Genomic DNA, 23560 nt, shown 5'->3' with positions numbered 1-23560 from the left:
AGGAGGACTGCCATGACGGTGATGGAAAGCTGGGTGTCCGGCACGACCGACACCCACGAGACGGCCCTCCTCACGGAGGAGCGGTACTGGACGTCGGCGTGCGCGCGGGGACATCTGATCCCCGGCCGCGGCGTGGCCGTGCTGCTGCGGGGCGGGGCGCAGGCGGCGCTGTTCCTGCTGGCGGACGGGAGCCTGAGGGCGGTGGGCAACATCGATCCGTTCGGGCGGGCCGCGGTGATGTCCCGCGGCCTGGTGGGGGACCGCGGGGGCGAGCCGACGGTGGCGTCCCCGCTGCTCAAGCAGGTGTTCTCGCTCGACGACGGGCGCTGCCTCGACGACGGCAGGATTCGGTTGCCCGTGTACCCGGTGCGGGTGGTCGCCGGTCGCGGCGACGACGTCGTGCAGGTGTGCGTGATCCCGACGCGGGAGGGTTCACCGTGACGGTCGGGGGTCCGCCGAGCGGCGACGAACTGCGCGGGTTCACGGTCGGGATCACCGCGTCGCGGCGGGCCGACGAACTCGCGACGCTGCTGACCCGGCGCGGGGCGGCCGTCGTGCACGCGCCCGCGATCCGGATCATCCCGCTCGCCGACGACGTGGAGTTGGCTCGGGTGACGGACGCGGTCGTCGGCGATCCGCCGGATGTCGTGGTCGCGACGACCGGCATCGGGTTCCGTGGCTGGATCGGTGCCGCCGAGGGCTGGGGTCGTTCCGAGCAGTTGCTGGTCGCGCTGGGGGCCAGTCGCATCATCGCGCGGGGGCCCAAGGCGAAGGGCGCCGTCCGGGCGGCCGACCTGCGCGAGGAGTGGTCGCCGGAGTCGGAATCGTCGGCCGAGGTGCTCGAGTATCTGCTGGCGGAGGGGGTGGCCGGGCGGCGGATCGCGGTCCAACTGCACGGCGCGACGACGGAGTGGGAACCGATCCCGGACTTCTGCGCGGCGCTGCGCGCGGCCGGCGCCGATGTCATCGCGGTGCCCGTCTACCGCTGGACACCGCCCGACGACTGCGCAGCGCTGGACCGGATGATCGACTGCGCCGCGACGGGCGGACTCGACGCCCTGAGCTTCACCAGTGCACCCGCCGTGGCCTCGATCCTGGGGCGGGCCAAGGAGACCGGGATGCTCGAGCCGCTGCTGCGGGCGCTCGTCGGCGGGGTCGCGGCGGTGTGCGTGGGCCCGGTGACGGCGGCGCCGCTGACCGCGCTGGGGGTGCCGACCACCGCTCCGGCCCGGTCTCGGCTGGGGTCGATGGCCCGGCACATCGCGGAGGAATTACCGCGGCGGGTCGGGCGGGTGCGCGCTGGCGGTCACGAGATCAGCGTGCGGGGCAACTGCGTCGTCGTCGACGGCGAGGTGCGGCAACTGCCACCGGCGGGAATGGCGTTGATGCGTCGCCTCGCCGAACGCCCCGGGCTGGTGGTCTCGCGGGCGGACCTGTTGGCGGCCCTGCCGGGTGGTAGCGACGACACGCACGCGGTGGAGACGGCGATCGCGCGACTGCGCGGTCATCTCGGCGCGCCCAAGGCCGTGCAGACCATCGTCAAGCGTGGCTATCGGTTGGCGCTGGACCCGGCGGACTACGACCGCCTGCTCGAGACGAGCCGGCCGTGACCGGTCCCGGCTTCGTACTGGTGGCGCACGGCACCCGCAGTCGTGTCGGGGTCGACACCGTAGCGGAACTCGCTGCCGCGATCGCCGACCGGATCGGGCCGGTGCGTGCCGCGTTCGTCGACGTGCTGGGGCCCTCGCCGGACGAGGTACTGCGCGCCGTCGACGGTCCCGTGGTGCTGGTGCCGGCGTTCCTGGCGTCGGGATATCACGTCCACGCCGACGTCCCGCGCTTCGTCGCCGAGAGCGGGCACCCCGACGTCGCCGTCACGAAGGCGCTCGGCCCCCACCCGGTCCTGGCGGGTGTGCTGGAGAGGCGCGTACGCGAATCCGGTTGGCGACCCGGAGATGCCGTCGTGCTGGCCGCGGCGGGCTCGTCGGATCCGCGGGCCCGTCACGACGTACGGAGGGCCGCGGCGATGCTCTCGGTCCGGGTGCGCCGCGAGATCCCCGTCGCCTGCATCGCGACCGGGTCGCCGACGGTGCCCGAGGTCGTCGCGCGGCTGCGGGCGGCGGGGGAGCGGCGGGTGTTCGTCGCGTCGTACCTGCTGGCGCCGGGCCTGTTCCACACCCGGCTGCACGCGGCCGGCGCCGACGGTGTCGCCGCGCCGCTGGGCGCGGACCCGGCGATCGTCGACCTGATCGCGCAGCGGTTCCTGGCGGGCCGGCGCTACCCGTTCAGCGCGCGAATCCCAGCTGGCGTCGGGCGTTCGACAGCGCGCTGACGATGCAGGTACCGATGGGACCGCGCCGGTCGAACATCGTGGTGCTGCCGACCGAGATGCCGTCCACGCTGATGTGATTGTCGGCCTCGAGACCGATCTCCGGCCCCTCGGGGAGCCGCGACAGCGCCAACGTGAGGTCGGCGTTGATGAAGCCGATGCCCTCGGTTCCCCAGTTCGTCATCAGGCTGGTCGTCTCGCCGACCATCGCGGCGCGCACGAACGGCGACGGCTCCTCGCCCGCAACCACGGGAACCTGGTACTGCCACAGGCGCTTCCGGCTGGCCCCCTCGTGATCCCCGAGAGACGGCGACCAGCCGACGGGGTGGTCGTCGCTGCCGATCCACGGATGCGACGGTGCCTGCAGCGGCTCGAGGATGCTGAGCGGCGGCGGTTGGGGGCTCTCGGGCCGCGTCCACAGTTCGCCGGGCGGCTGGGTGGAGCTGCGCAGGAAGACCACCGTCGCCCGCGCGACCGCCTCGCCGTTCTGCAGGAGTTCGCCGTCGGCGACCCGGATCCGATTGCCCTCGCGAACACTGCGGGTCACGACGTCGATCCGCTCGGCCCGCGCGGGCGAGAACAGGTCGACCGTGAGCCGGGCCGGAACGAAACCCTCTGCACCGTGGTCGTTCTCGATGACCCGGGCGAGGAGCCCGGTGAGGGCGGGTCCGTTGATCATGTCGGCCGACCATTTGCTGATCCCCAGTGGCAGCGGCGAGAATCCGTCGCCGTCGCGGGTGAGGAAAGCGATCGATTCGGTCATGTGCCCGGGCTCCTTCGGTGTGGCTGCTTACCGAAACATACGACACTGTGAGTGACGTGCAGCACGCCGCGGTCCGCCTCGGGGGTGCCGCACTACGTGCGCATCGATGTGCAAATGACGCCACGCGGCGGCCGGTGCCGGACTACCGTGAGGAATGACCGGGCACGCCCGGCCCAGCGACACATGCAGGTCCAGGACTCGTGGCGTGCGAGACGGACGTGGGCGTGAGGCCGGGAAGAAGGTTCTTCAGATGACCGCGACATCAGTCGACAGACAGGGATTCAGTTCGCTTCGGCGGGGTGGCCTCAACTGGGATGCGTTTCCGCTGAGACTGTTCGTGAAGGGCAACGCCAAGTTCTGGAACCCTGCGGAAATCGACTTCACACAGGACGCCGAGGACTGGGCCGCGCTCACCAGCGAGGAGAAGCGCAGCTCCACCTACCTGTGCAGCCAGTTCATCGCCGGTGAGGAGGCGGTGACGGAGGACATCCAGCCGTTCATGAAGGCGATGGCCGCCGAGGGGCGGTTCAACGACGAGATGTACCTGACACAGTTCTGTTTCGAGGAAGCCAAGCACGTCCAGGTGTTCCGGCGGTGGATGGACGCCGTGGGCCTCGACGGTGACCTGCATCCCTTCGTCGCCGAGAACCCGCACTACCGCACCCTGTTCTACGAGGAACTGCCGCGGTCGTTGCGGATCCTAGAGACCGATCCGAGCCCGGCCAACCAGATCCGCGCCAGCGTCACCTACAACCACGTCATCGAGGGCAGCCTCGCACTCACCGGTTATTACGCGTGGCAGCGCGTGTGCACCGAACGCGGAATCTTCCCGGGAATGCAGGAGTTGATCAAACGCATCGGCGACGACGAGCGACGGCACATGGCGTGGGGGACGTTCACGTGCCGCCGGCACGTCGCCGCCGACGACAGCAACTGGGACCTCGTCCAGCAGCGGATGGGGGAGCTCCTTCCGCACGCGCTGAACATGATCCAGTGGGTCAACGATCAGTTCGAGGAACCCCCGTTCGGCATCGCTCCGCAGGACTTCCTCGACTACGCCGCGGACCGGGCACAACGGCGCCTCGGCGCGATCGAATCGGCGCGGGGCCGGCCCGTGGAGGAGATCGACCTCGACTACTCACCCGAAGCGCTCGAGGACACCTTCGGTGAGGAGGACGCGGCCGCGATCGCGGAGGTTGCCGCGCAGTCGGCTTCGACGATGTGAGGGGTGTCTCGATCTCAGAGATCGCTTAAATGCCGCGGCTACCGTTCGCGGACCTATGAGCGAACACGAAATCTCCCGCCGCAGACTCTCCACCCGACAGGTCGTCTCCCTCTTCGCCCTGCTCGTCGTCGCCGTCGTCGGCGCGGTGTCGTACTTCACCGTGTTTGCCGACGACTCCTCGCCGGGAGCCGATCCCGACACGTCCCTCGAGGCGGGTCCGCCGACTGATCCCGGTGCCGACGCCCTCGCGCAGGCCCGCCGCAGCCTGCAGCAGACGAGTCTGCCGCTGTCGCTGCTGAACGGCGGGGTGAGCCAGTTGGTGGACGGGGGCCGCCAGCTCGACGACGGTGCCAATCAGCTCTCGGCCGGACTCGGTCAGGCGCGGGAGGGGGCGCGCCAACTGTCCGACGGTCTCACCGAACTCAGCGGCGGCGTAGGACAACTCGGTGACGGAGCGCAGCAGATCAGCGCCGGCGTCGACCAGGTCGTGGACAGGCTCACCGGGCTGGGACAGATGCAGGCGCAGGTCACCGGCGCGCTGAGGCAGGTCGCATCGGGGCTGTCGGCGTCCGCGGACCCGGTGGTGCAGGGTGCGGCCGCCCGCGTGAACGATCTGGTGGCGCAACTCGACACCGAGGGGCTCGGACCGGACACACTCGCTCAGCTCACGATGCTCGAGGACGGGGCCCGGCAGCTGTCGTACGAGTTGAGCGATCCCTCGGCCCAGTTCGTCAGCGGCGTCGGCCAGGTCGCCGACGGTGCGCGGCAACTGAGCGAGGGGCTGGTTCTCCTCGACGACGGCGGCAAGGCGCTCGCGGACGGCACCGGCCAGCTGGTCGACGGGACAGGACCGATCACCAATGTGGTCCAGGGACTCTCGACCAACGTCTCGGACGCGTCGAAGGCGCTGCCATCAGCGCAGGCGCCGGCGCCTGGGACGGATGCGGGGTCGCAGGCCGCCCCGGACGCCGACGCCGACCGGGCCCCGACGTGGGTGTACGTCGCAGGTGCGCTCACGCTGCTACTGGTCGTGGCGGCGGTCGCGTACGGGTCCTTCGCCCTGGGCCGTCGTCAGATGTCGCCGAATGCCGCGGCGTAGCGAATCGCGCCGCTCGGGATCGGGCTTCCGCCGAGGGCGAGCACCATGAGTGCGTCGTCGGGGACATCGACGTTCATCCGGACGCCGTGCTCGGACGCGCGGGCGAACCCGAACCGCGGGTAGTAGTCCGGATGGCCGAGGACGGTCACGAAGTGCTCACCGCGCTGATTCGCGGCGTCGAGGACGGCGCCGATGGCGGCGGAACCGGCACCGGTTCGCTGATACTCCGGGAGTACCGAACACGGTGCCAGGCACAGTGCGGGGGTCTCGCCGATGTGGCAGCGTGTGAGCAGGGCATGCCCGACCGCGTCGCCGCTGTCGCCGAGAGCGAGCATCGACAGCCCGTCGATCCACGCCGGATCCTCACGCAGCGCGTCGACGAGGTCGGCTTCCTCGGCGGTGTCGAAGGCTGCGAGGGTGATCCGGCGGACCGTCTCGATGTCGGCGGTGGTCTCGGGGCGTGTGGTCCAGTGCGTGTGGGCGTTCATGCGGTTCTCCCGTTTCTGTGGTTCGGGTGGAGGTCAGCGCCGGCGGTCGCGGAACCGGTAGAGGGCCCGGATGTCGCGGGTGATGGCCTTGTCGGTCTCGGTGCGCTTGCCGGCCTGTCGTGCGTCGGAACGGGACGCCGCCCATCGGCTCTCTCTCAGCATTCTGCGGTAGCGGTCGAGTCGGCCGACGTCGAGTCGACCGTCCGTCACCGCGTCCTGCACTGCGCATCTCGGTTCGCTGCGGTGCTCGCAGTCCCGGAACGCGCAGCCCTGGGCGAGTTCCTCGATGTCGGCGAACACGTGTCGGGCGCCGTCGGTGACGTCCTGCAGGCCGATACCCCTCAGCCCGGGGGTGTCGATGAGCACGCCACCGCCCGGGAGTGGGAGCAGTTCCCGGTGCACCGTGGTGTGCCGTCCCTTGCGGTCGCCGGCGCGGACCTCTCGCGTTTCCATCCGCTCGGTGCCGAGCAGGGCGTTCGCGAGCGAGGACTTTCCGGCGCCCGACGGCCCGAGCAGCACCGTCGTCCCCGCCAACGACCGGCGCAGGACCTCGATGCCCGCACGGGTGTGAGCGCTGATGGTGACGATGTCGGCGCCGGGCGCCACGGCAGCCACCTCGGCAGCTACCCCTTCCGGGTCACGTTCGGCAACATCGGCTTTCGTCAGCACGATCACCGGCGTCGTGCCCGCATCCCAGGCGAGGGCAAGTAGCCGCTCGATCCGACCGGGCTTGATCGGCGCCGCGAGCGAGACGACGACGCCGACGGTGTCGACGTTGGCGGCGAGCGCCTGTCGATGCGAGGTTCGATCCGCCGCCGCGCGTGCGATCACGCTGCGGCGTGGCAGCAGCGCCACCAACTCGGGTTGTGCACCGGGACGGAGCGCTGCCCAGTCACCCGTGCACACCGTGTGTTCGGGGTCGGGAGTGACGACCGCTGTGCTGTCGGCGCGGACCGCGCCCGCCGCGGTCAGGGTGTCGCAGCGGCCACGATCGACTCGGGTGACACGGGCCGGGATCGCGCCCTGCTCGGCGTGGACGGTGAACATCTCGGCGAACGTGTCGTCCCAGCCGAGTGCGGTGAGATCGAGAGCGGGGGAGGCGTCCGGGTGCGACGAAGACGGTTGTGATGAAGACGGTTGTGATGAAGACATGACGAGACCCTTCGGGATTCGGGCCCGATCGGAGGACACGCTTCACCCCCCCCCGGTACGTACAGGTGCGCACCGTCGACGAGAAAGGGGGAAACGACTCAGACCGGGACCCGGGACGTGAGGATGGTCCGGGCACTGCCCGTGGCAGTGGTCTTCACCGCAAACATCGACTCACCTCCCTGTCTCACTCGTGTCCGAACGTTCGGCGACCACTGTAGCGGCGCGGCGCGGCCGTTGCCACTGGGTTTCGTGTCGCGGCCGGAGGACCGTCGTGTCCGTAATGTCCGGCGTTCGATAGTTGCGCTACGTACCTGCGAGTTGGTTTCATCGACGGGCACATGTGGTCGGGGACTTCACTGTGGTCGGGGATGACTGGGGAGGGTCGGCGTCGAATGCCGTATCTGGGCGTGATCGTGATGGTTCTGTGGATTGTCTGTCTGGTGGATGTGATCGTCGCCGACGAGCACGCCGTGCGGAACATCCCGAAGGTCGGTTGGGCGATCGTCGTTCTGCTGTTGCCGTTGATCGGGTCGGTGCTGTGGCTCGTCGCCGGGCGACCCGCGGGCGGCTACGGCGCACCGCGGCGGTCGGCGACGAGGTCGGCGTTCCCGGAGTACGACCGCCCTGGACGCCACGTCGCGCAGCACTCGGAGGCGGACGAGGAGTTCCTGCGCCGCTGCCGTGAACGCGCGGAGGAACAGCGTCGCATCGGTCGTCAGCAGCGCGACGCCGGCTCGGGCGCCTGACCGCTCTCCGGGACTGCGCCGGTCCCTGCGCGGTTTCCGTCCGACGGAACTTGATTCAGCAGGGCAGGGCCAACAACTCGACGGTCTGACCATCGACCGGATGAGGCGGGAGAAGCGCCAGTGCCTCTCGCCCGATCAGTCCGGCCAGGTGCGCGGTGCGTACGACGGCGTCGGCGCGCCACGTGCCGTCCGGTTGGCGCGCGACGGGCACGATCCGCGTGAGGTCGGCCGCGGCGTCCCCCGCGTTGACCACGGTGCCGGTCGCCGGCGCCGACGGCGTCCGCGCGGTGAGCCCGTCGACGATCGCGGGCAGCATCATCAGCAGCGTCGAGACCGCTGCCACGGGGTTGCCCGGAAGCCCCAGTACGACGCGCCCGTCCGGCAGTGATGCCGTCACCTGCGATCCGCCGGGTCGGCACTGCACCCGGGCCACGACGATCCGGGCACCCGCCCGTCGCAGAGCGCCGCGCAGTTGGTCGGCGGCGCCGCCGCCGGTCGCGCCCACCACGACGATCACGTCGGTGTCTCGCGCATCGTGCAGCAGCGCGTCGAAGCCGTCCGCGGTGTCGCGCAGGTGCGTGTCGGTGACGGTACGAACACCGCAGTGGGCCAGTACATCCGGCAGCACCGGTCCGAGGGAGTCGCGGGTCTGGCCGTCACGCAGGGGGCCGCCGCGCCGGATCTCGTCCCCGGTCACCACGATGTGTGCCCGGACCGGCCCGCGGACCGAACCTGACGTGACCTCGGCGCTCGCAGCCGCGGACACGACCGCCGGGCCGATCGCGGTACCCGCGTCCGCGAGAAGGTGTCCGGGCTGCCAGTCCTCGCCGCGGTGGCGGGTGTCGTCGCGCACCGGTGTTCCCGGTCGCCGCACCACGAGCTTGCCGACGGAATCCGGTGCGATGTCCACGAATTCGTCGCGGACCACGGAGGTCGCCCCGGTCGGGACCTGTGCGCCGGTCGCGATCCGCATCGCATCGCCGTCGTTCAGTTCCAACGCGGCGGACGCACCCGCGTACCGGATCTCGGTCCGCAGCCGCCACGGCCCCGGACCGGACACCGCGAACCCGTCCATCGCGGAGACGTCGAAACGCGGCAGTGCTTCGACCGCCACAACCGGTGCGGCGAGGGTCGCCCCGAGCGTCTCGATCAATGGAGCGTGACGAACAGGCAAGGGCGTGAGCAGCTCTCGGACTGCATCCCGCGCGTGCGCGACGGTCATCGGAGCGGGCACGTGGGCGGCACGGGCGCGCTCGACGTCGGCCGGGGTGTCGCAGTCGGCGACGCCGGTGCACTCGACCGTGACGCGGCGGTCCGGAACCAGGACCTTCATCGGCTGGTTCTCCCGGCCTGCCAGGGCGTCGAGCCGCTCGGTGAGTGCCGCACGCCGCCACACGCCGAGGAGGAACTGCATGCGGCCCGACCCGTCCACCGCGAACGACGCCTCCGCGTCCGGGTGCTCGAGCAGGGCGGCCACCAGCGAGCGCACCGTTGCCCGGTCCAGGCTCGGCAGGTCTGCGGCGAGGACGACGACCACGCCGTCGGTGGAGCCGGGGAGCGCCGCCAGTCCGGCGGACAGCGCGGCCACCGGACCGGAACCGGCCGGGGTCTCCTGCGTCTGCACGACGCTCGCCGGCAGGTCGTCCCGACGGGGCCCGACCACCACCGTCCGGTCGCAGTCGGCCGCGGCGGCGAGCGCGGTGTCCAGCAGACTGCGACCGCCGACGACGATCGCGGGCTTGTCGACACCGCCCATGCGGGTGGCACGTCCGCCGGCGAGGACGATCGCGTCCGTGGGCTCGACGGTGCGGCCGGTGGAGGTCATGGCCCCATGCTGCCGCATCGGGGACGGGTGTGTGGATCGGTGCTCAGAACCGGTGTCGTGCCACCGCGAGATCGACGCGCCCGTCCCGGATCGGGACGCCCTCGAGTTCGAGTCTGGCCAGTTGACGGTGCGCGAGGTGCGCCGCGGGTCGGCCCGAGGCGCCCAGCACCCGGTGCCACGGCAGGTCGGACGAGTCGGTGCGCATGATCCATCCCACCGTGCGCGGGCTGGACAGTTCTGCCGCGGCGGCGATGTCACCGTAGGTGGCGACGCTGCCCGGCGGGATCGACGCGACCAGTTCGCGGACGAGTTCGATCTGCTCGTCGGTGGTGGAGGCCATGCGAGACGGTCCTACAGCAGCTTGCGGACGAAGGTCGCGACCTCGTCCGGCTTGGCGTGCGCGACCATGTGATCGCAGTCCAGGTCGGCGAGCGTGAGATCGGCACCGAGGTGCTCGGACAACGCGGCACGGAACTCCGCGGTCACGTACGGCGGCTGTACCCGCAGCGCCTGCACCAGCACGGTCGGCATGCCGCGTGGCGGGAGGACGAAGCCGCGGGCCATCTCGCCCCACGACGCGACGACCGCGGGCACCGACATCCGCCAGCCGAAGCGGCCGTTGTCGAGTTCGATCAGGTGCTCGTCGAGGTCGGTGTCGAGGACAGCGGCGGGCACGTCTGCCCACGCGCCGTGCCGCTTCTCGGCCCGGGCCTCGGCGACGTCGGTGTAGTCCGGGTGCGCCACGACCAGTCCGGCGATGCGGCTCATCGTCTCGGGGTCCAGGCCCAGTGCCGGGTCCAGCAGGACCAGTCCGCGGATCCGTTCGGGCGCGGCCTGCGCGAGGTGCAGCGCGATCGCGCCGCCGTACGAGTGTGCGACCACGACCACCGGGCCGGTCGCGTGCTCGTCGAGCACCGCGAGGAGGTCGTCGACGTGCGTGTCGAGGCCCCACGGCGGGGTGTAGGTGGAGCGGCCGTGCCCACGCAGGTCGGGGGCGATGATCCGGGTATCGGCGAGCTGCCCGGACCCGAGGGCCTCCCACCGCCTGCCGTGCCCGGTGAGGCCGTGGATCGCGAGTACCTCGGGCGCTCCGGGGGTGCCGAACAGGTAGGTGTGGAGACCGCGCATGGCGTCCACTATGCCGGATGTGGTCGATGTCGGACCCGTCTGGTGAGATTCCTTTCATGACCGAACCGGGCACCCGCACTCGACCGTCGGCGGCCCCGGTCGCGCGGCTGGTCGCCCGCGCGCCCGCGGTGCCGGCGGGCCGGACGTGGGGGCCCGACGCGGCGCGGGTCCTGACCGGTGCCCCGCCCGGGCGCGGGTGGCACCCGTGGCAGATCCTGGGTGGCCCCGGTACCGGGAAGACGTCGCTGATCGTGGACGCCGCGGTGGCGCGTATCGCGGCCGGGGCCGACCCGGAATCGGTGCTGGTGCTGACGCAGTCGCGGCGCGCCGCGACCGCGGTCCGGGAGCAGATCACCGCCGGGCTGCTCGCGGCGGAAGCCGAGATCGGCGCGGACGCCGGCCCGCGTGCGACGCGGGAGCCCCTGGTACGAACGGTGCACTCGTACGCCTTCGCGGTGCTGCGACTGCAGGCCGCGGCGCACGGCAACCCGCCGCCCCGGCTCATCACCGGTGCCGAGCAGGACGCCGTGCTGCGCGAGTTGCTGCGCGGTGACATCGCCGACGGTGGCGACATGTGGCCCGAGCGGTTGCGGCCCGCGCTGGGCATGACGGGTTTCGCGGTGGAACTGCGGAACCTGATGCTGCGTGCCAACGAGCGGGGCCTGGGCCCGGAGGACCTCATCGATCTGGGCCGGGAGCACGCGAAGCCCGAGTGGGTGGCCGCGGGCCGGTTCGCGATGCACTATGAGCAGGGCATGCTGCTGCGCGGCGCGGTCGGCATGGAGGCGCCCGAGGCCACCGCGCCGGCCCTCGACGCCGCCGAACTGATCAGCGCGGCCCTCACCGCGTTCGCGACCGACCGCGAACTGCTGCAACGGGAACGGATCCGGGTACGGCACCTGCTCGTCGACGACGCGCACCACCTGGACCCGCAGGCCGCGCAGCTCGTGCGGCTCATCGGCACCGGGACCGCGATGACCGCGGTGGTCGGCGACCCCGACCAGTCGATCTTCGCTTTCCGTGGCGCCGACCCGCGGTTCCTCACCGAGATCGCGGACCGCGGCGATCCGGCGCAGGTCGTTCTGGACACCAACTTCCGGGCGGCGCCCGCGGTCGCCGCCCTGTCCGCCCGAGTCGCGGCGCGGCTTCCCGGCAATCCGCCGCATCGCGGGGTGAGCGTGCCCGCCACGGGGCCCGAGTACGACGAGGCACCCGGCCGGACCGCGGTGCGGGTGCTGACCACGCCGGCGAAGGAGGCCGCGCTCGTCGCGGACACGCTGCGCCGGGCGCACCTCGTGGACGGCGTGCCGTGGTCCCAGATGGCGATCATCGCGCGTTCGGTGCCCCGGGTGCTGCCGCCGCTGCGCCGGGCGTTGCTCGCCGCCGGGGTGCCCGTGACGACCGCGGCCAGCGAGTTGCCGCTGGCCCGTCAGCACGGTGTGGCCGGGCTGCTGTCGGTCATGCGCGCACTGGTCGGCGGCGAGTTCACCGGCGAGGACGCGCTGGCTCTGCTGTCCGGTCCCATCGGCGGTGCCGAACCGGTGAGCCTGCGCCGCCTGCGCCGCGGACTGCGGCGGGTGGAACTCGCGTCGGGCGGTGATCGGGACTCGGCGGAGTTGCTACGCCGGATCATCGTCGACGGTCCCGACGCGGAGGGTGTCGAGCACCTGCTCCGCGGGCTCACCGATGTCGAATCACTGTCTCTGCGAAGGGTGTTGAAGGTACTGCGCCGGGCCCGGGTGCCGCTGCAGCGCGACCGCGGCATCGAGGAAGTGCTGTGGGCCGCGTGGCAGGCGACGGGACTCGAACGCCGCTGGGCCGCGGCGTCGGCGTTCGGTGGCCCCATCGGCGCGCAGGCCGACCGTGACCTCGACGCGGTGGTCGCCCTGTTCGACGCGGCCGCCAACTACGTCGACCGGCTGCCGCGGGCGCAGCTGTCGGGGTTCGTGGACTACCTGGTGGAGCAGGAGATCCCGGGGCCGGCCCGGTCCCGGGTCGTCGCGGAGCAGGAGACCGTCACGGTCCTGAGCGCGCACTCCGCTGCGGGTCGGCAGTGGCAGGTGGTCGTGGTCGTCGGCGTTCAGGAAGGGTTGTGGCCCAGCCTCGGTGCGCGGGGGACACTGCTCGGCACCGAGGAGTTGATCGACCTCACCAGCGGGGTCGGGGAGATCGACAAGACGCTCTCGCGGACCGCCCCGTTGCTGGCGGAGGAGCGCCGCCTGTTCCTGGTGGCGTGCAGTCGTGCGCGCAGTTCGCTGTTGGTGACCGCGGTGGACTCGTCGAGCGGCGACGCCGACCTGGTCCGCTCCCGCTTCGTCGACGACCTGCTCCGCGGCGACGAGAACGACGACGTGGACGTGCCTCCCGTCGAACAGGACACCCCGCGGGTTCTGGCGCTGCCCGCACTGGTCGCCGAACTGCGCAGCGTCGTGTGCGATCCGGATATCGCCGAGACCGACCCGCAGCGGCAGCAGCGGGCGGCGCACCAACTCGCGCGGCTCGCGCAGGCCGGAGTCCGCGGGGCGCACCCGGACCAGTGGTACGGCACGGCCGAGCCGAGTTCGGATGTGGGGCTGTGGGATCCGGAGGACGGGCCGGTTCCGCTCTCGCCGTCCACGATCGAGCTGCTCACCAACTGCCCGCTGCGTTGGATGCTGGAACGGCACGGTGGCAGCGACGGCGACACCACACACGCGATCGCCGGCACGCTCGTCCACACACTGGTGCAGGCGCTCGCCGGGCACATCCCCCCGGACCAGGTGGATCGCGCGCTGGAATCGGCCTGGGACTCGGTGGACCTCGGCTCGCAGTGGTATTCGCGGCGCGAGCTCGAACGCACCCGCGGCATGCTCGACGCGTTCGCGAACTGGTTGCGCAGTACGCGTTCCGAGCTCGCCGAGGTGGGTGTCGAGGTCTCGGTGGACGGCGTCCTCGAGCCGCGCGTCGAGGGTGACCCGCAGGTGCGGATCCGGGGCCGGATCGACCGGCTCGAGCGCGACCCCGACGGCCGGCCGGTGATCATCGACGTCAAGACCGCGAAGGCCGCGGTCACGAAGGAGCAGGCGCAGCAGCACGCGCAGCTCGCGGCCTACCAGGTGGCGGCCGCCCACGGGGCCGTCGAGGGGGAACCGGCGTCGCGGCCCGGCGGTGCGCGTCTGGTGTTCGTCGCCAAGCCGCACAAGAAGGAGGGCGCCACCCAGCGCGTTCAGGAGCCACTCGACGACGAGGGCCTCGCGTTGTGGGAGAACGCGATCCACGCCGCCGCGGCGGCCACCCGCGGGCCCACGTTCCTGGCGCGGATCAACGACAGTTGCAGGCATTGCCCGGTGCTCTCGAGCTGCCCGGCGCACGACGAGGGACGGCAGGTGACGTCGGAGTGACCACGCCCGACAGGTCCGGGAACGGGCGCCACGTCAGCCCCGCCGAGTTGGCGGAGGCGCTCGGGCAGTTCCCGCCCACGATCGAGCAGGCCGCGGTCATCGAGGCGCCGCTCGGCCCGACGCTCGTGGTCGCCGGGGCCGGCGCCGGGAAGACCGAGACCATGGCGGCCCGCGTCGTGTGGCTGGTCGCCAACGGTCTGGTCGAGCCCGAACAGGTGCTGGGTCTGACGTTCACCCGCAAGGCCGCTCAGCAGCTCACCAGCCGGATCCGGCAGCGCCTCGCGAAGCTGGCCGGGTCCACGCTGGTCCGTGACCTCGACCCCAGCGGCGGTCTGCGGTCCCGCATCCTGGGGAGCGAACCCGAGGTCAGCACGTACCACTCGTACGCCGGACGGCTGCTGTCCGAGCACGGCCTGCTGCTGCCGATCGAACCGTCCGCGACGCTGCTGTCGGAGACGGAGCTGTGGCAGCTGGCGTACCGGGTGGTGAGTGCGTGGGACGGCGACCTCGACACCGACCGAAACCCGGCGTCCATCACCGAGTCGGTGCTGGCGCTGTCGGGGCAGCTGGCCGAGCACCTCGTCGAACCGGACGACCTGCGGGAGGCGCACACCGAACTCGACAAGCTGATCCACACGCTGCCGGCCGGTCCGAAGCAGCGTGGGGGACCGTCGAAGACGCTGCTCGACATCCTCGAGGTGCAGCATCAGCGTCTCGATCTGCTGCCGCTGGTGCGGCGGCTCGCGGACACGCTGCGCCGTGAGGGCGCGCTGGATTTCGGCAGCCAGATGTCGCTCGCGGCGCGGGTCGCGTCCGAGCACCCCGAGGTGGGCCGCAGCGAGCGCGAACGCTTCCGGGTGGTGCTGCTCGACGAGTACCAGGACACCGGTCACGCGCAGCGGGTGCTGCTGTCGTCGCTGTTCGGCGGCGGCGAGGACGCCGGCCTGGCGCTCACCGCGGTGGGCGACCCGATGCAGTCCATCTACGGCTGGCGTGGTGCCTCCGCCGCCAACCTGCCGCGGTTCGCCACCGACTTCCCGCTCGCCGACGGCACCCCGGCGCCCAAGCTCGAGTTGCTCACCAGCTGGCGCAACCCGCCGGAGGCGCTCGCGCTCGCGAACATGGTGTCGGACCCGTTGCGCGACAGGGGCGTCGAGGTCAGCACGTTGCGGGCCCGCCCGGGCGCGGTACCCGGCGATGTCCGTCTCGCGCTGCTCGACACGATCGAGACGGAACGGTCGTGGGTGGCCGACCGCATCGCCGAGCAGTACGAGGCTGCCCGTGTCGACGGCGGGAAGCCGCCCACCGCGGCGGTCCTGGTGCGCCGCAACGCCGATGCCGCACCGATCGCGGAGGAGCTGCGGGCACGGGGACTGGCGGTGGAGGTGGTGGGCCTGGGTGGCCTGCTGCACACCCCGGAGGTCGCTGACGTCGTGGCGATGCTGCGACTCGTGGCCGACCCGATGGCCGGCAGCGCCGCGGTGCGTGTCCTCACCGGAGCGCGCTGGCAGATCGGCGCGGCGGACCTGCGGGCGTTGTGGAAGCGGGCCGGCGAGCTGGGCATCCGCACCGGCTTCGGGGCCGCGGGTGCCGTCACCGACAGCGCCGCCCTGGACGAGGCACTCGGCAGCGCACTGCCAGGGGAGCAGGCCGAGCAAGCCGGACTGGCCGACGCCCTCGCCGATCCCGGCCCGGCCGGCCGGTACTCGGAGGCCGGTTACATCCGGATCTGCGCGGTCGCGGCCGAACTGGCGTCGCTGCGCGAGCGGCTCGGCCAGCCGCTCACCGAACTGGTCGCCGAGGTGGAGCGCGTGATCGGCATCGGGATCGAGGCGCAGGCACGCACCCGCTCGTCGGAGGTCGGCGGCGCCGGCCGCGAGCACCTCGACGCGTTCGCCGACGTCGTTTCCGGCTACGCCAACCGCACGTCGGCGACGCTGACGGGCCTGCTGTCGTTCCTGGCCGCCGCCGAACACGTCGAGAACGGGCTCGCTCCCGGCGAGATCGAGGTCGCGCCGGACCGCGTGCAGATCCTCACCGTGCACTCGGCGAAGGGACTCGAATGGGAGGTTGTCGCGGTGCCACACCTGACCGCGGGAGTGTTCCCGTCCACCCAGGCGTCGGCGACGTGGCTCGGCTCGGTGGCCGAGCTGCCGCCGGTGTTGCGCGGCGACCGAGCCTTCGACGGTGAATCGGCCGACGGGGTACCGGTTCTCGGACTCGAGGACCTGTACCACCGCAAGGATCTCGAGGACGCGATCACCGGGCACAAGAAGGCACTGGGCACGAGAAGACTCGACGAGGACCGCCGCCTGTTCTACGTCGCGCTCACCCGCACCGAACGGGCATTGTTCGTCTCGGGGCACCACTGGACCGAGACCGGCTCCGAACCGAAGGGGCCCTCGCCGTTCCTACTCGAGCTCGAGGAACTCGTCTCAGCGGCCGCGAGCGCGCACGGCGAGCCGCTCGGCGTGATCGACGTGTGGGCTCCGACGCCCGACGACGGCAGCGAGAACCCGCTGACCGCCACACCGAGGACCGCGATGTGGCCGCGGGATCCGCTGGGCCGGCGACGGGCGGATGTCGAGCGCGGCGCCGAGTCGGTGCGTGCGGCCCTCGCGGATCTCGGCAAGGCCGGCCCCGTGGAGCCCGAGTCCGCACCCGATCCGCTCGACGATCCGGACAACTGGGCCGCCGACGTCGACGCGCTGCTCGCCGAGCGCAACGCCAGGGTGTCCGGGACGGCGGATGTCGAGCTGCCCGCACAGCTGTCGGTGAGCCAGCTCGTGGATCTCGCGGCGGACCCGGGCGAACTGGCCGCGCGGTTGCGCCGGCCGTTGCCGTTCCCACCGAACCCGTTGGCGCGACGCGGAACCGCGTTCCATGCGTGGGTGGAGCAGCGGTTCGGGGCCACGCGGCTGCTCGACTTCGACGAGCTGCCCGGCGCCGCCGACACGGGGGTGGGCACCGAGACGGAACTGGCGCTGCTGCAGGACGCGTTCCTGCGGTCGCGGTGGGCCGATCGTAACCCCGTCGAGGTGGAGGTGCCGTTCGAGACGTCCGTCGCGGGGACGGTGCTGCGCGGCAGGATCGACGCGGTCTTCGCCGACCCGGACGGCGGCTGGACCGTCATCGACTGGAAGACCGGCGCGGAGCCGTCGGCCGCGAACGAGAAGGCCGTCGTGATGCAGCTCGCCGCGTACCGGCTGGCGTGGGCGGAACTGATGGCGGCGCGGCTGTCGCACGTCACGGGCCGCTCGGCCGAGCTGCCGCTCGACAAGGTGCGGGCGGCATTCCACTACGTGCGCACGGGCCGAACGATCGCACCGGAGAATCTGCCCGACGCCGACGAACTGGCGCGGCTGATCAGGACCGCGGGAGCCGAGAAGACACCCGAACAGTGAACGCGGGCCCGGTCACCCGGCGTGACGACGGACCTTCAGCGCCTCTGTGACCAACGGGATCTGGAGAGGAAGGCGGGCCACCGCGACGGCCTTCGACGGCATCGAGACGCGGTCCGATCGCAGCCAGCTGACCGCCATCTGCATGTTTGCGGGGAACACCGCGACGAACAGCGCGGCGGCCACTGTGCCACCGAGTCGACGGGTCCGGGGCACCGCGAGGGCGGTCGCCGTCGCGAGTTCGGCGACACCCGAGACGTACGTGTAGGTGCGTGCCCGCCCCGGCAGGATCGTCGGCACGATCGCGTCGAACGGCTGGGGCTTCGCGAAGTGCAGGACCCCGGAGCCGAACAGCAGCACGGCCAGTCGGATGGCGGGGGCTCGACTCGAACGGTTCGGGTTCGACGGCATACCGACACACTGCCCGACTCGGCGCCGACCCGCCACCGCGCGCTCGGGTCTGTGCGGGATTGCATGGATTTTCACCGGCATTCCGCAATCCCGGCAACCGGGGCTAGGCTGCGATCCGATGTTCGACACCCAGAAGGCGATAGGAACGAGTGGATGCCCGGTAGGTTGAGTGCGCGTCTCCGGAACTCGGACACGCTGACGGATCGTCCGGACTTCGCACTCGTCGGTGTCCTCAAGGTGCCGGAGATGCAGACCAGCCCGGCCCGTGCCATCGCCCGCCGCGTCTCGTACGCTCTTGCGGCGCTGACCCTCGCGGTGCTGGTGGTCTACATCGACCGGGACGGCTACAAGGACGCGCAGGACAATCAGCTGTCGCTGCTGGACTGCATCTATTACGCGACGGTGTCCCTGTCGACCACGGGATACGGCGACATCACCCCGATCACCCCGGAAGCGCGACTGATCAACGTCCTGGTGATCACGCCGCTCCGGATCTTCTTCCTCATCGTCCTGGTCGGTACCACCCTCTCGGCGCTCACCGAGAGTTCCCGCCAGACGTTCAAGATTCAGCGTTGGAGGCATCGCGTGCGCAACCACACCGTCGTCGTCGGGTTCGGCACCAAGGGGCGCACCGCCATCGATGCGATGCTCGGTGACGGCATCGTGCCGTCGGACATCGTGGTCGTCGACACCGATCAGGCCGTCCTGGACACCGCGGCCGGCCTGGGACTGGTGACCGTGCACGGCTCGGCCACCAAGTCGGACGTCCTGCGTCTCGCCGGGGTGCAGAACGCCGCGTCGATCATCGTGGCCGCGAACCGCGACGACACCGCGGTGCTCGTCACGCTCACCGCCCGCGAGTTGGCGCCGAAGGCGAAGATCGTCGCGGCCATCCGGGAGACCGACAACGCTCACCTGCTGCGCCAGTCCGGAGCCGACTCGGTGGTGGTCTCGTCGGAGACGGCCGGCCGACTGCTCGGCATCGCCCGCACCACCCCGAGCGTCGTGGAGATGGTCGAGGATCTGCTCACACCCGAGGCCGGGTTCGCGATCGCCGAGCGTGAGGTCGAGCCCGAGGAGGTCGGCGGCTCGCCGCGGCACCTGTCGGACATCGTGCTCGGAGTCGTGCGTGACGGCCGCCTGCTGCGGGTCGGTTCGCCCGAAGTGGACGCCGTCGAGGCCGACGACCTCCTGCTCTACATCCGGCGCGTCACGAATTGATCGTCCGGGGACGGTTGCGAGTGGGGCGAGAGTCGCCGCAGTAGGGTCGTTGCCGTGCCCGATTTCACACTGACCGAAACACCCCTGCTGTCCCGTGCGGCCGTCGACCGCGCCGAGGAATTGCGTTCGGACACCGACGCTTTGCGCGCGGGGTGGCCGGACGCGTTGCTGCTCCGGGTGAACCACCGCGGCCAGTTCCGGGTGGCCGACGGCGACATGGTCCTGGAACCGGCGACCTCGTCGGCGGGGGAACCTGTCGCGGGTGCGGTGTTCCTGGGATTGCGCGGAGACCGCCACGTATGGGCGGTGCGGGTTCCGGCGATGACCGGTGAGCTGGGGGACCTGCGGATGCTCGGGCATCGTCTCGACCAGTCGAGTGCGGGCCTGGCCACCACGGCTGTCGCGTTGCTGAACTGGCACGACCACGCCGGGTTCAGTGCGATCGACGGCGCACCGACCACTCCGACGATGTCGGGGTGGTCGCGGATCAGCAGCAGCACCGGGCACGAGGAGTTCCCGCGGACCGATCCCGCCGTGATCTGCCTCGTCCACGACGGAGCGGACCGGGTGCTGCTGGCCCGTCAGCCCAGTTGGCCGCCGCGGATGTTCTCGGTGCTGGCAGGTTTCGTCGAGGCCGGCGAGTCGCTCGAGACGTGTGTGATCCGCGAGATCCGCGAAGAAGTCGGAGTGCAGGTCTCCGATGTCCGCTACCTGGGCAGCCAGCCGTGGCCGTTCCCGCGGTCGGTGATGATCGGGTTCGCGGCCGTGGGCGATCCCGCCGCCGCGTTGACGTTCGCGGACGGCGAGATCGCCGAGGCCCACTGGTTCACCCGCGAGCAGGTGCGCGCGGCGTTGGCCGCGGGCGACTGGACGTCCGGAACACGCGAGGCGTCGGACGTCGACCTGCTGCTGCCGGGTTCGATCTCCATCGCCCGGGTGATGGTCGAATCGTGGGCGAAAGCCGGCTAGAGCCCCAGCGCCTTCTTGACCTGCGAGAGCGACGGGTTGGTGGCGGTGCTGCCGTCCGCGTACTTGACGGTGGGAACGACGTGGTTGCCGCCGTTGACGCTGCCGACGAAGTCGGCCGACGCGGGATCGTGCTCGATGTCGATCTCGGTGTACGAGATGCCGTTCTCGTCGAGCTGCTTCTTGAGGCGACGGCAGTATCCACACCAGGTGGTCGAGTACATGGTCAGGGCGGGAGCTTCGGTAGTCACGGCGCCTATAACACCACGGTCGGTTCGGACTGTTCCCGTGCGGGCGCACGTCACACGTGGAGTGGGTGCGGGTGGTCATGTCGGTGCGCCCTGAGAGTATGGACGGCATGTCAGCGGATGCCTTCCCGGAAACTCGGCCCGACGAGGGTCTGGATCCGCAGCAGTCGGCCGCGGTCCTCGCGCCGCGCGGCCCGGTCTGCGTCCTCGCGGGAGCCGGTACCGGCAAGACCCGCACCATCACACGCCGGATCGCGCACCTCGTCGCGGGCGGGCACGTGTCGGCGGGGCAGGTGCTGGCGGTGACGTTCACCGCGCGCGCGGCCGGGGAGATGCGCGGACGCCTCCGCTCCCTCGGCATCGGGGGCGGGGGCCCGCAGGTGCAGGCTCGTACCTTCCACGCCGCGGCCCTGCGGCAGCTCAAGTATTTCTGGCCGCAGGTGATCGGCGACACCGACTGGCAGCTCCTGGACCGCAAGTTCCAGATCGTCGGGCAGGCCGCGAGCCGGGCCGGGCTGTCCACCAGCACCGAGTCCATCCGCGACCTCGCGAGCGAGATCGAGTGGGCCAAGGGCTCGTTGGTGGCACCCGAGGACTACCCGGCGGCCGCGGCCCGTGCGCGGCGCGACATTCCGGCCGACGCCGCCAAGATCGCCGCGGTCTTCGCCGGATACGAGGAACTCAAGGCCCGCAACGACGACGGCATGCTGCTCGATTTCGACGACCTGCTGATGTTGACCGCCGCCGCGCTCGAGGAGCACTCCGCGGTCGCCGAGGAGTTCCGGGACCGGTATCGCTGCTTCGTCGTCGACGAGTACCAGGACGTGACCCCGCTGCAGCAGCGCGTGCTCGACGCGTGGCTGGGGGAGCGGGACGACCTCACGGTCGTCGGCGACGCGAACCAGACCATCTACTCCTTCACCGGCGCCACCCCCAAGTACCTGCTGGACTTCTCCCGTCGCTTCCCGGACGCCACCGTCGTCCGTCTCGAACGGGATTACCGGTCCACCCCCGAGGTCGTCTCCCTCGCGAACCGGGTGATCGGGGAGGCGCGCGGTCGCATCGCCGGAACCCGGCTCCAGCTGATCGGCCAGCGGCCGTCCGGACCCGAACCGACCTTTGCCGAGTACGACGACGAGCCCGCCGAGGCCGCCGCGGTGGCACGGCAGATCAAGAAGCTGATCGAGAAGGGCACCCCGCCGGCGGAGATCGCGGTGCTGTACCGCATCAACGCGCAGTCCGAGGTCCACGAGCAGGCGCTCACCGAACTGGGGATCCCGTACCAGGTGCGTGGCGGCGAGGGATTCTTCACGCGCCAGGAGGTGCGGCAGGCGATCAACGAACTCCGTAAGGCAGCCGGCCGCGACGACCTGCCCGACGGTGCCGACACCGGCGAGGCGCTGGTGACTTTGGTGCGGGCTGCGCTCGCCCCGTTGGGCCTCACCGACGAGGAGCCGGCTGGTGTGCAGGCCCGGGAGCGGTGGGGGTCGCTGACCGCACTGGTGGCGCTCACCGAGGAACAGCTCGCACACGACCCACAGCTCACGCTCGGCGGGCTGCTCGCGGAGTTGGCGGCACGATCGGAGGCTCGGCACCCACCTGTCGTGCAGGGTGTGACGCTGGCGTCGCTGCACGCCGCGAAGGGTCTCGAGTGGGACGCCGTGTTCCTGGTGGGGCTCACCGAGGGCACCCTGCCGATCGCGCACGTCCTCGGCGACTCCAAGTCGCCGGACGACGAGGCCGGGATCGAGGAGGAGCGCCGCCTGCTCTATGTGGGTGTGACGCGCCCGCGTGAGCATCTGGCGCTGTCGTGGGCGCTGGCCCGGAACGAGGGCGGTCGCAAGTCGCGCCGGCGCTCGCGGTTCCTGCACGGACTGATCCCGGACGACTCGCCGGCGTCGAAGATCGCGGCCCCGCCACAGTCACGCAAGCAGCGTCCACGCTGCCGGGTGTGCGGCAAGCAGTTGACGGGGACGACGTCCACCATGCTGGGCCGCTGCGAGGCGTGCCCGTCCAACGTGGACTTCGAGCTGTTCGAGGCGCTCAAGGACTGGCGTCGGGAGAAGTCGCGCGAGCTGAAGGTGCCCGCGTACGTGGTGTTCAGCGACAACACGCTGACGGCGATCGCCGAGCAGCAGCCTGCGGACGACAAGGCCCTCGTCGCGATCCCCGGGATCGGGGCCAAGAAGCTCGAACGGTTCGGCGAGGAGGTACTCGCCGTGGTTCGGGGCGAGCGCCCGGCACCGGCACTGGATCTGACATGACGGACAGATCGCGGTAAAACCGCAGGTCAAAAATAACTTGTGCGGTCTGTTCGGGTTGCATACCCTGGACTGCACGCCACGGGGAAACTCGTGTGCGGTGACAATGTCGGCAACGAGATGAAAGGGAGGTGGCAACGATGAACGATTGGAACGCAACTGCGGCACGTGCATCGGTGCCCGCATTCGCATGCGCCTACCTCCCAGCAGCCGAAGCGGCGGCCGCGAGGTACGCGGCGAGCGCACCGCACGCCATCCGTCTGCGCGCAGCAGGAATCCGCGCAGCAGCAGCAGCAGCACGCGCAGCAGCAGCCCCCGCATCCGTGTCCAGGAGCAGACACCGAACTCTCGTTCGGTAGGCACTCCCGCCCTTCCTCCCGAGGCCACGGATCGCACAGCGAACCGTGGCCTTCGTGTTTCGAGCTTCATCGCTCCAGGCCCTCGCCCGCGGTTCGCGAAACCCCGACAGCCGGCACCAGCCGCGAACGAAATACGCGAACGAAACAGAGGAGAAGACGTGTCTACCGTGACATGCCGAGTACAGACCGAGAACAGCACCGTTTCGAACGGATTGTCAGTCGTCGGCTCGGCACTCCGGGAGCAGTTGCCCTGCCGAGTCGGGAACCCCGACCTGTGGTTCGCCGAGACACCCGCCGACCTGGAACAGGCCAAGTCGCTGTGCGCACAGTGCCCGATCCGCAGCCGGTGCCTGAGTGCGGCGCTCGACCGGGCCGAGCCGTGGGGCGTCTGGGGCGGTGAGATCTTCGATCAGGGCGTCGTCATCGCGCGCAAGAGGCCACGAGGTCGACCACGGAAGAGTCCGGCGCCCGGAAAGACCCTGGTCTGCGCCTGACCGTGAGACAGAGCAGTGGGGGGGGGGGGGGGGGGGGGGGGGGGGGGGGGGGGGGGGGGGGGGG

Annotated in this window: 20 protein-coding genes; 12 read left to right on the top strand and 8 right to left on the bottom strand. The window is 71.2% G+C overall.

Translation table 11 applies throughout. The annotated features are described in order from the left end of the window. Nucleotides 1–12 precede the first annotated feature (12 nt). From nirD to AC1RIF_RS21370, 3 genes are read left to right on the top strand one after another with little or no spacing between them, the layout of a single operon-like run. Nucleotides 13–441, top strand: coding sequence for a nitrite reductase small subunit NirD (gene nirD / locus AC1RIF_RS21380; RefSeq protein WP_492603378.1), 429 nt, complete (start codon nucleotides 13–15; stop codon nucleotides 439–441). After that, a complete protein-coding gene (locus AC1RIF_RS21375; protein ID WP_492603377.1) occupies nucleotides 438–1610 on the top strand; it encodes a uroporphyrinogen-III synthase in 1173 nt (390 codons plus the stop codon). Before nirD ends, AC1RIF_RS21375 begins: the two co-directional genes overlap by 4 nt. Further along, nucleotides 1607–2332 (top strand): sirohydrochlorin chelatase, encoded by a 726-nt coding sequence (locus AC1RIF_RS21370; protein WP_492603376.1) that lies wholly within the window; start codon nucleotides 1607–1609, stop codon nucleotides 2330–2332. Before AC1RIF_RS21375 ends, AC1RIF_RS21370 begins: the two co-directional genes overlap by 4 nt. Here the strand turns inward: AC1RIF_RS21370 and AC1RIF_RS21365 are convergent. Next, nucleotides 2286–3092: an acyl-CoA thioesterase domain-containing protein gene (locus AC1RIF_RS21365; protein WP_492603375.1), complete on the bottom strand. Its 807-nt coding sequence runs from the start codon at nucleotides 3090–3092 to the stop codon at nucleotides 2286–2288. The genes AC1RIF_RS21370 and AC1RIF_RS21365 overlap by 47 nt on opposite strands. A gap of 250 nt (nucleotides 3093–3342) precedes the next feature. Between AC1RIF_RS21365 and AC1RIF_RS21360 the strand changes: the two genes are divergently transcribed. Continuing rightward, a complete protein-coding gene (locus tag AC1RIF_RS21360; protein ID WP_492603374.1) occupies nucleotides 3343–4317 on the top strand; it encodes a R2-like ligand-binding oxidase in 975 nt (324 codons plus the stop codon). A 55-nt stretch (nucleotides 4318–4372) separates the two neighbouring features. After that, a complete protein-coding gene (locus AC1RIF_RS21355; protein WP_492603373.1) occupies nucleotides 4373–5416 on the top strand; it encodes a methyl-accepting chemotaxis protein in 1044 nt (347 codons plus the stop codon). On the opposite strand, the gene AC1RIF_RS21350 is transcribed toward AC1RIF_RS21355, so the two are convergent. Together AC1RIF_RS21350 and rsgA are read right to left on the bottom strand one after the other, a co-directional pair. Then, nucleotides 5389–5904 (bottom strand): GNAT family N-acetyltransferase, encoded by a 516-nt coding sequence (locus AC1RIF_RS21350; protein ID WP_492603372.1) that lies wholly within the window; start codon nucleotides 5902–5904, stop codon nucleotides 5389–5391. The two genes, AC1RIF_RS21355 and AC1RIF_RS21350, sit on opposite strands and share 28 nt — an antisense overlap. Before the next feature lie 33 nt (nucleotides 5905–5937). Further along, entirely contained in the window at nucleotides 5938–7056 is a 1119-nt protein-coding gene (rsgA, locus tag AC1RIF_RS21345) for a ribosome small subunit-dependent GTPase A (RefSeq protein WP_492603371.1), read from the bottom strand. Between the two features lie 392 nt (nucleotides 7057–7448). Between rsgA and AC1RIF_RS21340 the strand changes: the two genes are divergently transcribed. Then, nucleotides 7449–7802, top strand: a complete 354-nt coding sequence (locus AC1RIF_RS21340; protein ID WP_492603513.1) for a PLD nuclease N-terminal domain-containing protein — start codon at nucleotides 7449–7451, stop codon at nucleotides 7800–7802. Between the two features lie 55 nt (nucleotides 7803–7857). Here the strand turns inward: AC1RIF_RS21340 and AC1RIF_RS21335 are convergent, their stop codons facing one another. From AC1RIF_RS21335 to AC1RIF_RS21325, 3 genes are read right to left on the bottom strand one after another with little or no spacing between them, the layout of a single operon-like run. Continuing rightward, on the bottom strand, nucleotides 7858–9627 hold the full coding sequence (locus tag AC1RIF_RS21335) for an NTP transferase domain-containing protein (RefSeq protein WP_492603370.1): 1770 nt from the start codon (nucleotides 9625–9627) through the stop codon (nucleotides 7858–7860). 43 nt (nucleotides 9628–9670) lie between these two features. After that, nucleotides 9671–9967 carry an MGMT family protein gene (locus AC1RIF_RS21330; RefSeq protein ID WP_492603369.1) on the bottom strand — a complete coding sequence of 99 codons (297 nt, stop codon included), beginning with the start codon at nucleotides 9965–9967 and terminating at the stop codon, nucleotides 9671–9673. A gap of 11 nt (nucleotides 9968–9978) precedes the next feature. Next, nucleotides 9979–10755, bottom strand: a complete 777-nt coding sequence (locus AC1RIF_RS21325) for an alpha/beta fold hydrolase (protein ID WP_492603368.1) — start codon at nucleotides 10753–10755, stop codon at nucleotides 9979–9981. Nucleotides 10756–10811: 56 nt separating this feature from the next. Between AC1RIF_RS21325 and AC1RIF_RS21320 the strand changes: the two genes are divergently transcribed. Continuing rightward, nucleotides 10812–14135, top strand: a complete 3324-nt coding sequence (locus AC1RIF_RS21320; protein ID WP_492603367.1) for an ATP-dependent helicase — start codon at nucleotides 10812–10814, stop codon at nucleotides 14133–14135. Further along, the gene (locus AC1RIF_RS21315) at nucleotides 14132–17539 is read left to right on the top strand and encodes an ATP-dependent helicase (protein ID WP_492603366.1); all 3408 of its coding nucleotides are present in this window, start codon (nucleotides 14132–14134) and stop codon (nucleotides 17537–17539) included. Before AC1RIF_RS21320 ends, AC1RIF_RS21315 begins: the two co-directional genes overlap by 4 nt. Nucleotides 17540–17551: 12 nt before the next feature. Here AC1RIF_RS21315 and AC1RIF_RS21310 read toward each other — a convergent pair whose 3' ends face one another. Further along, complete coding sequence (locus AC1RIF_RS21310) at nucleotides 17552–17947, bottom strand: DoxX family protein (RefSeq protein WP_492603365.1); 396 nt, start codon at nucleotides 17945–17947, stop codon at nucleotides 17552–17554. 153 nt (nucleotides 17948–18100) lie between these two features. Here AC1RIF_RS21310 and AC1RIF_RS21305 point away from each other — a divergent pair, with 153 nt between their 5' ends. Further along, on the top strand, nucleotides 18101–19168 hold the full coding sequence (locus tag AC1RIF_RS21305; protein ID WP_492603364.1) for a potassium channel family protein: 1068 nt from the start codon (nucleotides 18101–18103) through the stop codon (nucleotides 19166–19168). Between the two features lie 54 nt (nucleotides 19169–19222). Beyond that, nucleotides 19223–20137 (top strand): NAD(+) diphosphatase, encoded by a 915-nt coding sequence (gene nudC, locus AC1RIF_RS21300; RefSeq protein ID WP_492603363.1) that lies wholly within the window; start codon nucleotides 19223–19225, stop codon nucleotides 20135–20137. Here the strand turns inward: nudC and AC1RIF_RS21295 are convergent. Then, complete coding sequence (locus tag AC1RIF_RS21295; RefSeq protein ID WP_492603512.1) at nucleotides 20134–20358, bottom strand: mycoredoxin; 225 nt, start codon at nucleotides 20356–20358, stop codon at nucleotides 20134–20136. The genes nudC and AC1RIF_RS21295 overlap by 4 nt on opposite strands. Before the next feature lie 125 nt (nucleotides 20359–20483). Here AC1RIF_RS21295 and AC1RIF_RS21290 point away from each other — a divergent pair, with 125 nt between their 5' ends. After that, on the top strand, nucleotides 20484–22646 hold the full coding sequence (locus tag AC1RIF_RS21290) for an ATP-dependent DNA helicase UvrD2 (RefSeq protein WP_492603362.1): 2163 nt from the start codon (nucleotides 20484–20486) through the stop codon (nucleotides 22644–22646). 514 nt (nucleotides 22647–23160) lie between these two features. Then, complete coding sequence (locus AC1RIF_RS21285) at nucleotides 23161–23496, top strand: WhiB family transcriptional regulator (RefSeq protein ID WP_492603361.1); 336 nt, start codon at nucleotides 23161–23163, stop codon at nucleotides 23494–23496. Nucleotides 23497–23560 lie beyond the last annotated feature (64 nt).

The sequence above is a fragment of the Prescottella sp. GW823-FHT02E09 genome, assembly GCF_058797375.1.
Note: the sequence above shows the minus strand (reverse complement) of the source record. Positions and strands in the feature narration are given on the sequence as shown.

What these genes read in the sequence shown, in the direction of transcription:
- AC1RIF_RS21350 (WP_492603372.1), bottom strand. Translation starts at nt 5,904, where the DNA reads ATGAACGCCCACACGCACTGGACCACACGCCCCGAGACCACCGCCGAC.
- AC1RIF_RS21305 (WP_492603364.1), top strand. Translation starts at nt 18,101, where the DNA reads ATGCCCGGTAGGTTGAGTGCGCGTCTCCGGAACTCGGACACGCTGACG.
- AC1RIF_RS21360 (WP_492603374.1), top strand. Translation starts at nt 3,343, where the DNA reads ATGACCGCGACATCAGTCGACAGACAGGGATTCAGTTCGCTTCGGCGG.
- AC1RIF_RS21365 (WP_492603375.1), bottom strand. Translation starts at nt 3,092, where the DNA reads ATGACCGAATCGATCGCTTTCCTCACCCGCGACGGCGACGGATTCTCG.
- AC1RIF_RS21340 (WP_492603513.1), top strand. Translation starts at nt 7,449, where the DNA reads ATGCCGTATCTGGGCGTGATCGTGATGGTTCTGTGGATTGTCTGTCTG.
- AC1RIF_RS21335 (WP_492603370.1), bottom strand. Translation starts at nt 9,627, where the DNA reads ATGACCTCCACCGGCCGCACCGTCGAGCCCACGGACGCGATCGTCCTC.
- nirD (WP_492603378.1), top strand. Translation starts at nt 13, where the DNA reads ATGACGGTGATGGAAAGCTGGGTGTCCGGCACGACCGACACCCACGAG.
- AC1RIF_RS21355 (WP_492603373.1), top strand. Translation starts at nt 4,373, where the DNA reads ATGAGCGAACACGAAATCTCCCGCCGCAGACTCTCCACCCGACAGGTC.
- AC1RIF_RS21290 (WP_492603362.1), top strand. Translation starts at nt 20,484, where the DNA reads ATGGACGGCATGTCAGCGGATGCCTTCCCGGAAACTCGGCCCGACGAG.
- AC1RIF_RS21310 (WP_492603365.1), bottom strand. Translation starts at nt 17,947, where the DNA reads ATGCCGTCGAACCCGAACCGTTCGAGTCGAGCCCCCGCCATCCGACTG.
- AC1RIF_RS21330 (WP_492603369.1), bottom strand. Translation starts at nt 9,967, where the DNA reads ATGGCCTCCACCACCGACGAGCAGATCGAACTCGTCCGCGAACTGGTC.
- AC1RIF_RS21325 (WP_492603368.1), bottom strand. Translation starts at nt 10,755, where the DNA reads ATGCGCGGTCTCCACACCTACCTGTTCGGCACCCCCGGAGCGCCCGAG.
- AC1RIF_RS21295 (WP_492603512.1), bottom strand. Translation starts at nt 20,358, where the DNA reads ATGTACTCGACCACCTGGTGTGGATACTGCCGTCGCCTCAAGAAGCAG.
- AC1RIF_RS21320 (WP_492603367.1), top strand. Translation starts at nt 10,812, where the DNA reads ATGACCGAACCGGGCACCCGCACTCGACCGTCGGCGGCCCCGGTCGCG.
- rsgA (WP_492603371.1), bottom strand. Translation starts at nt 7,056, where the DNA reads ATGTCTTCATCACAACCGTCTTCATCACAACCGTCTTCGTCGCACCCG.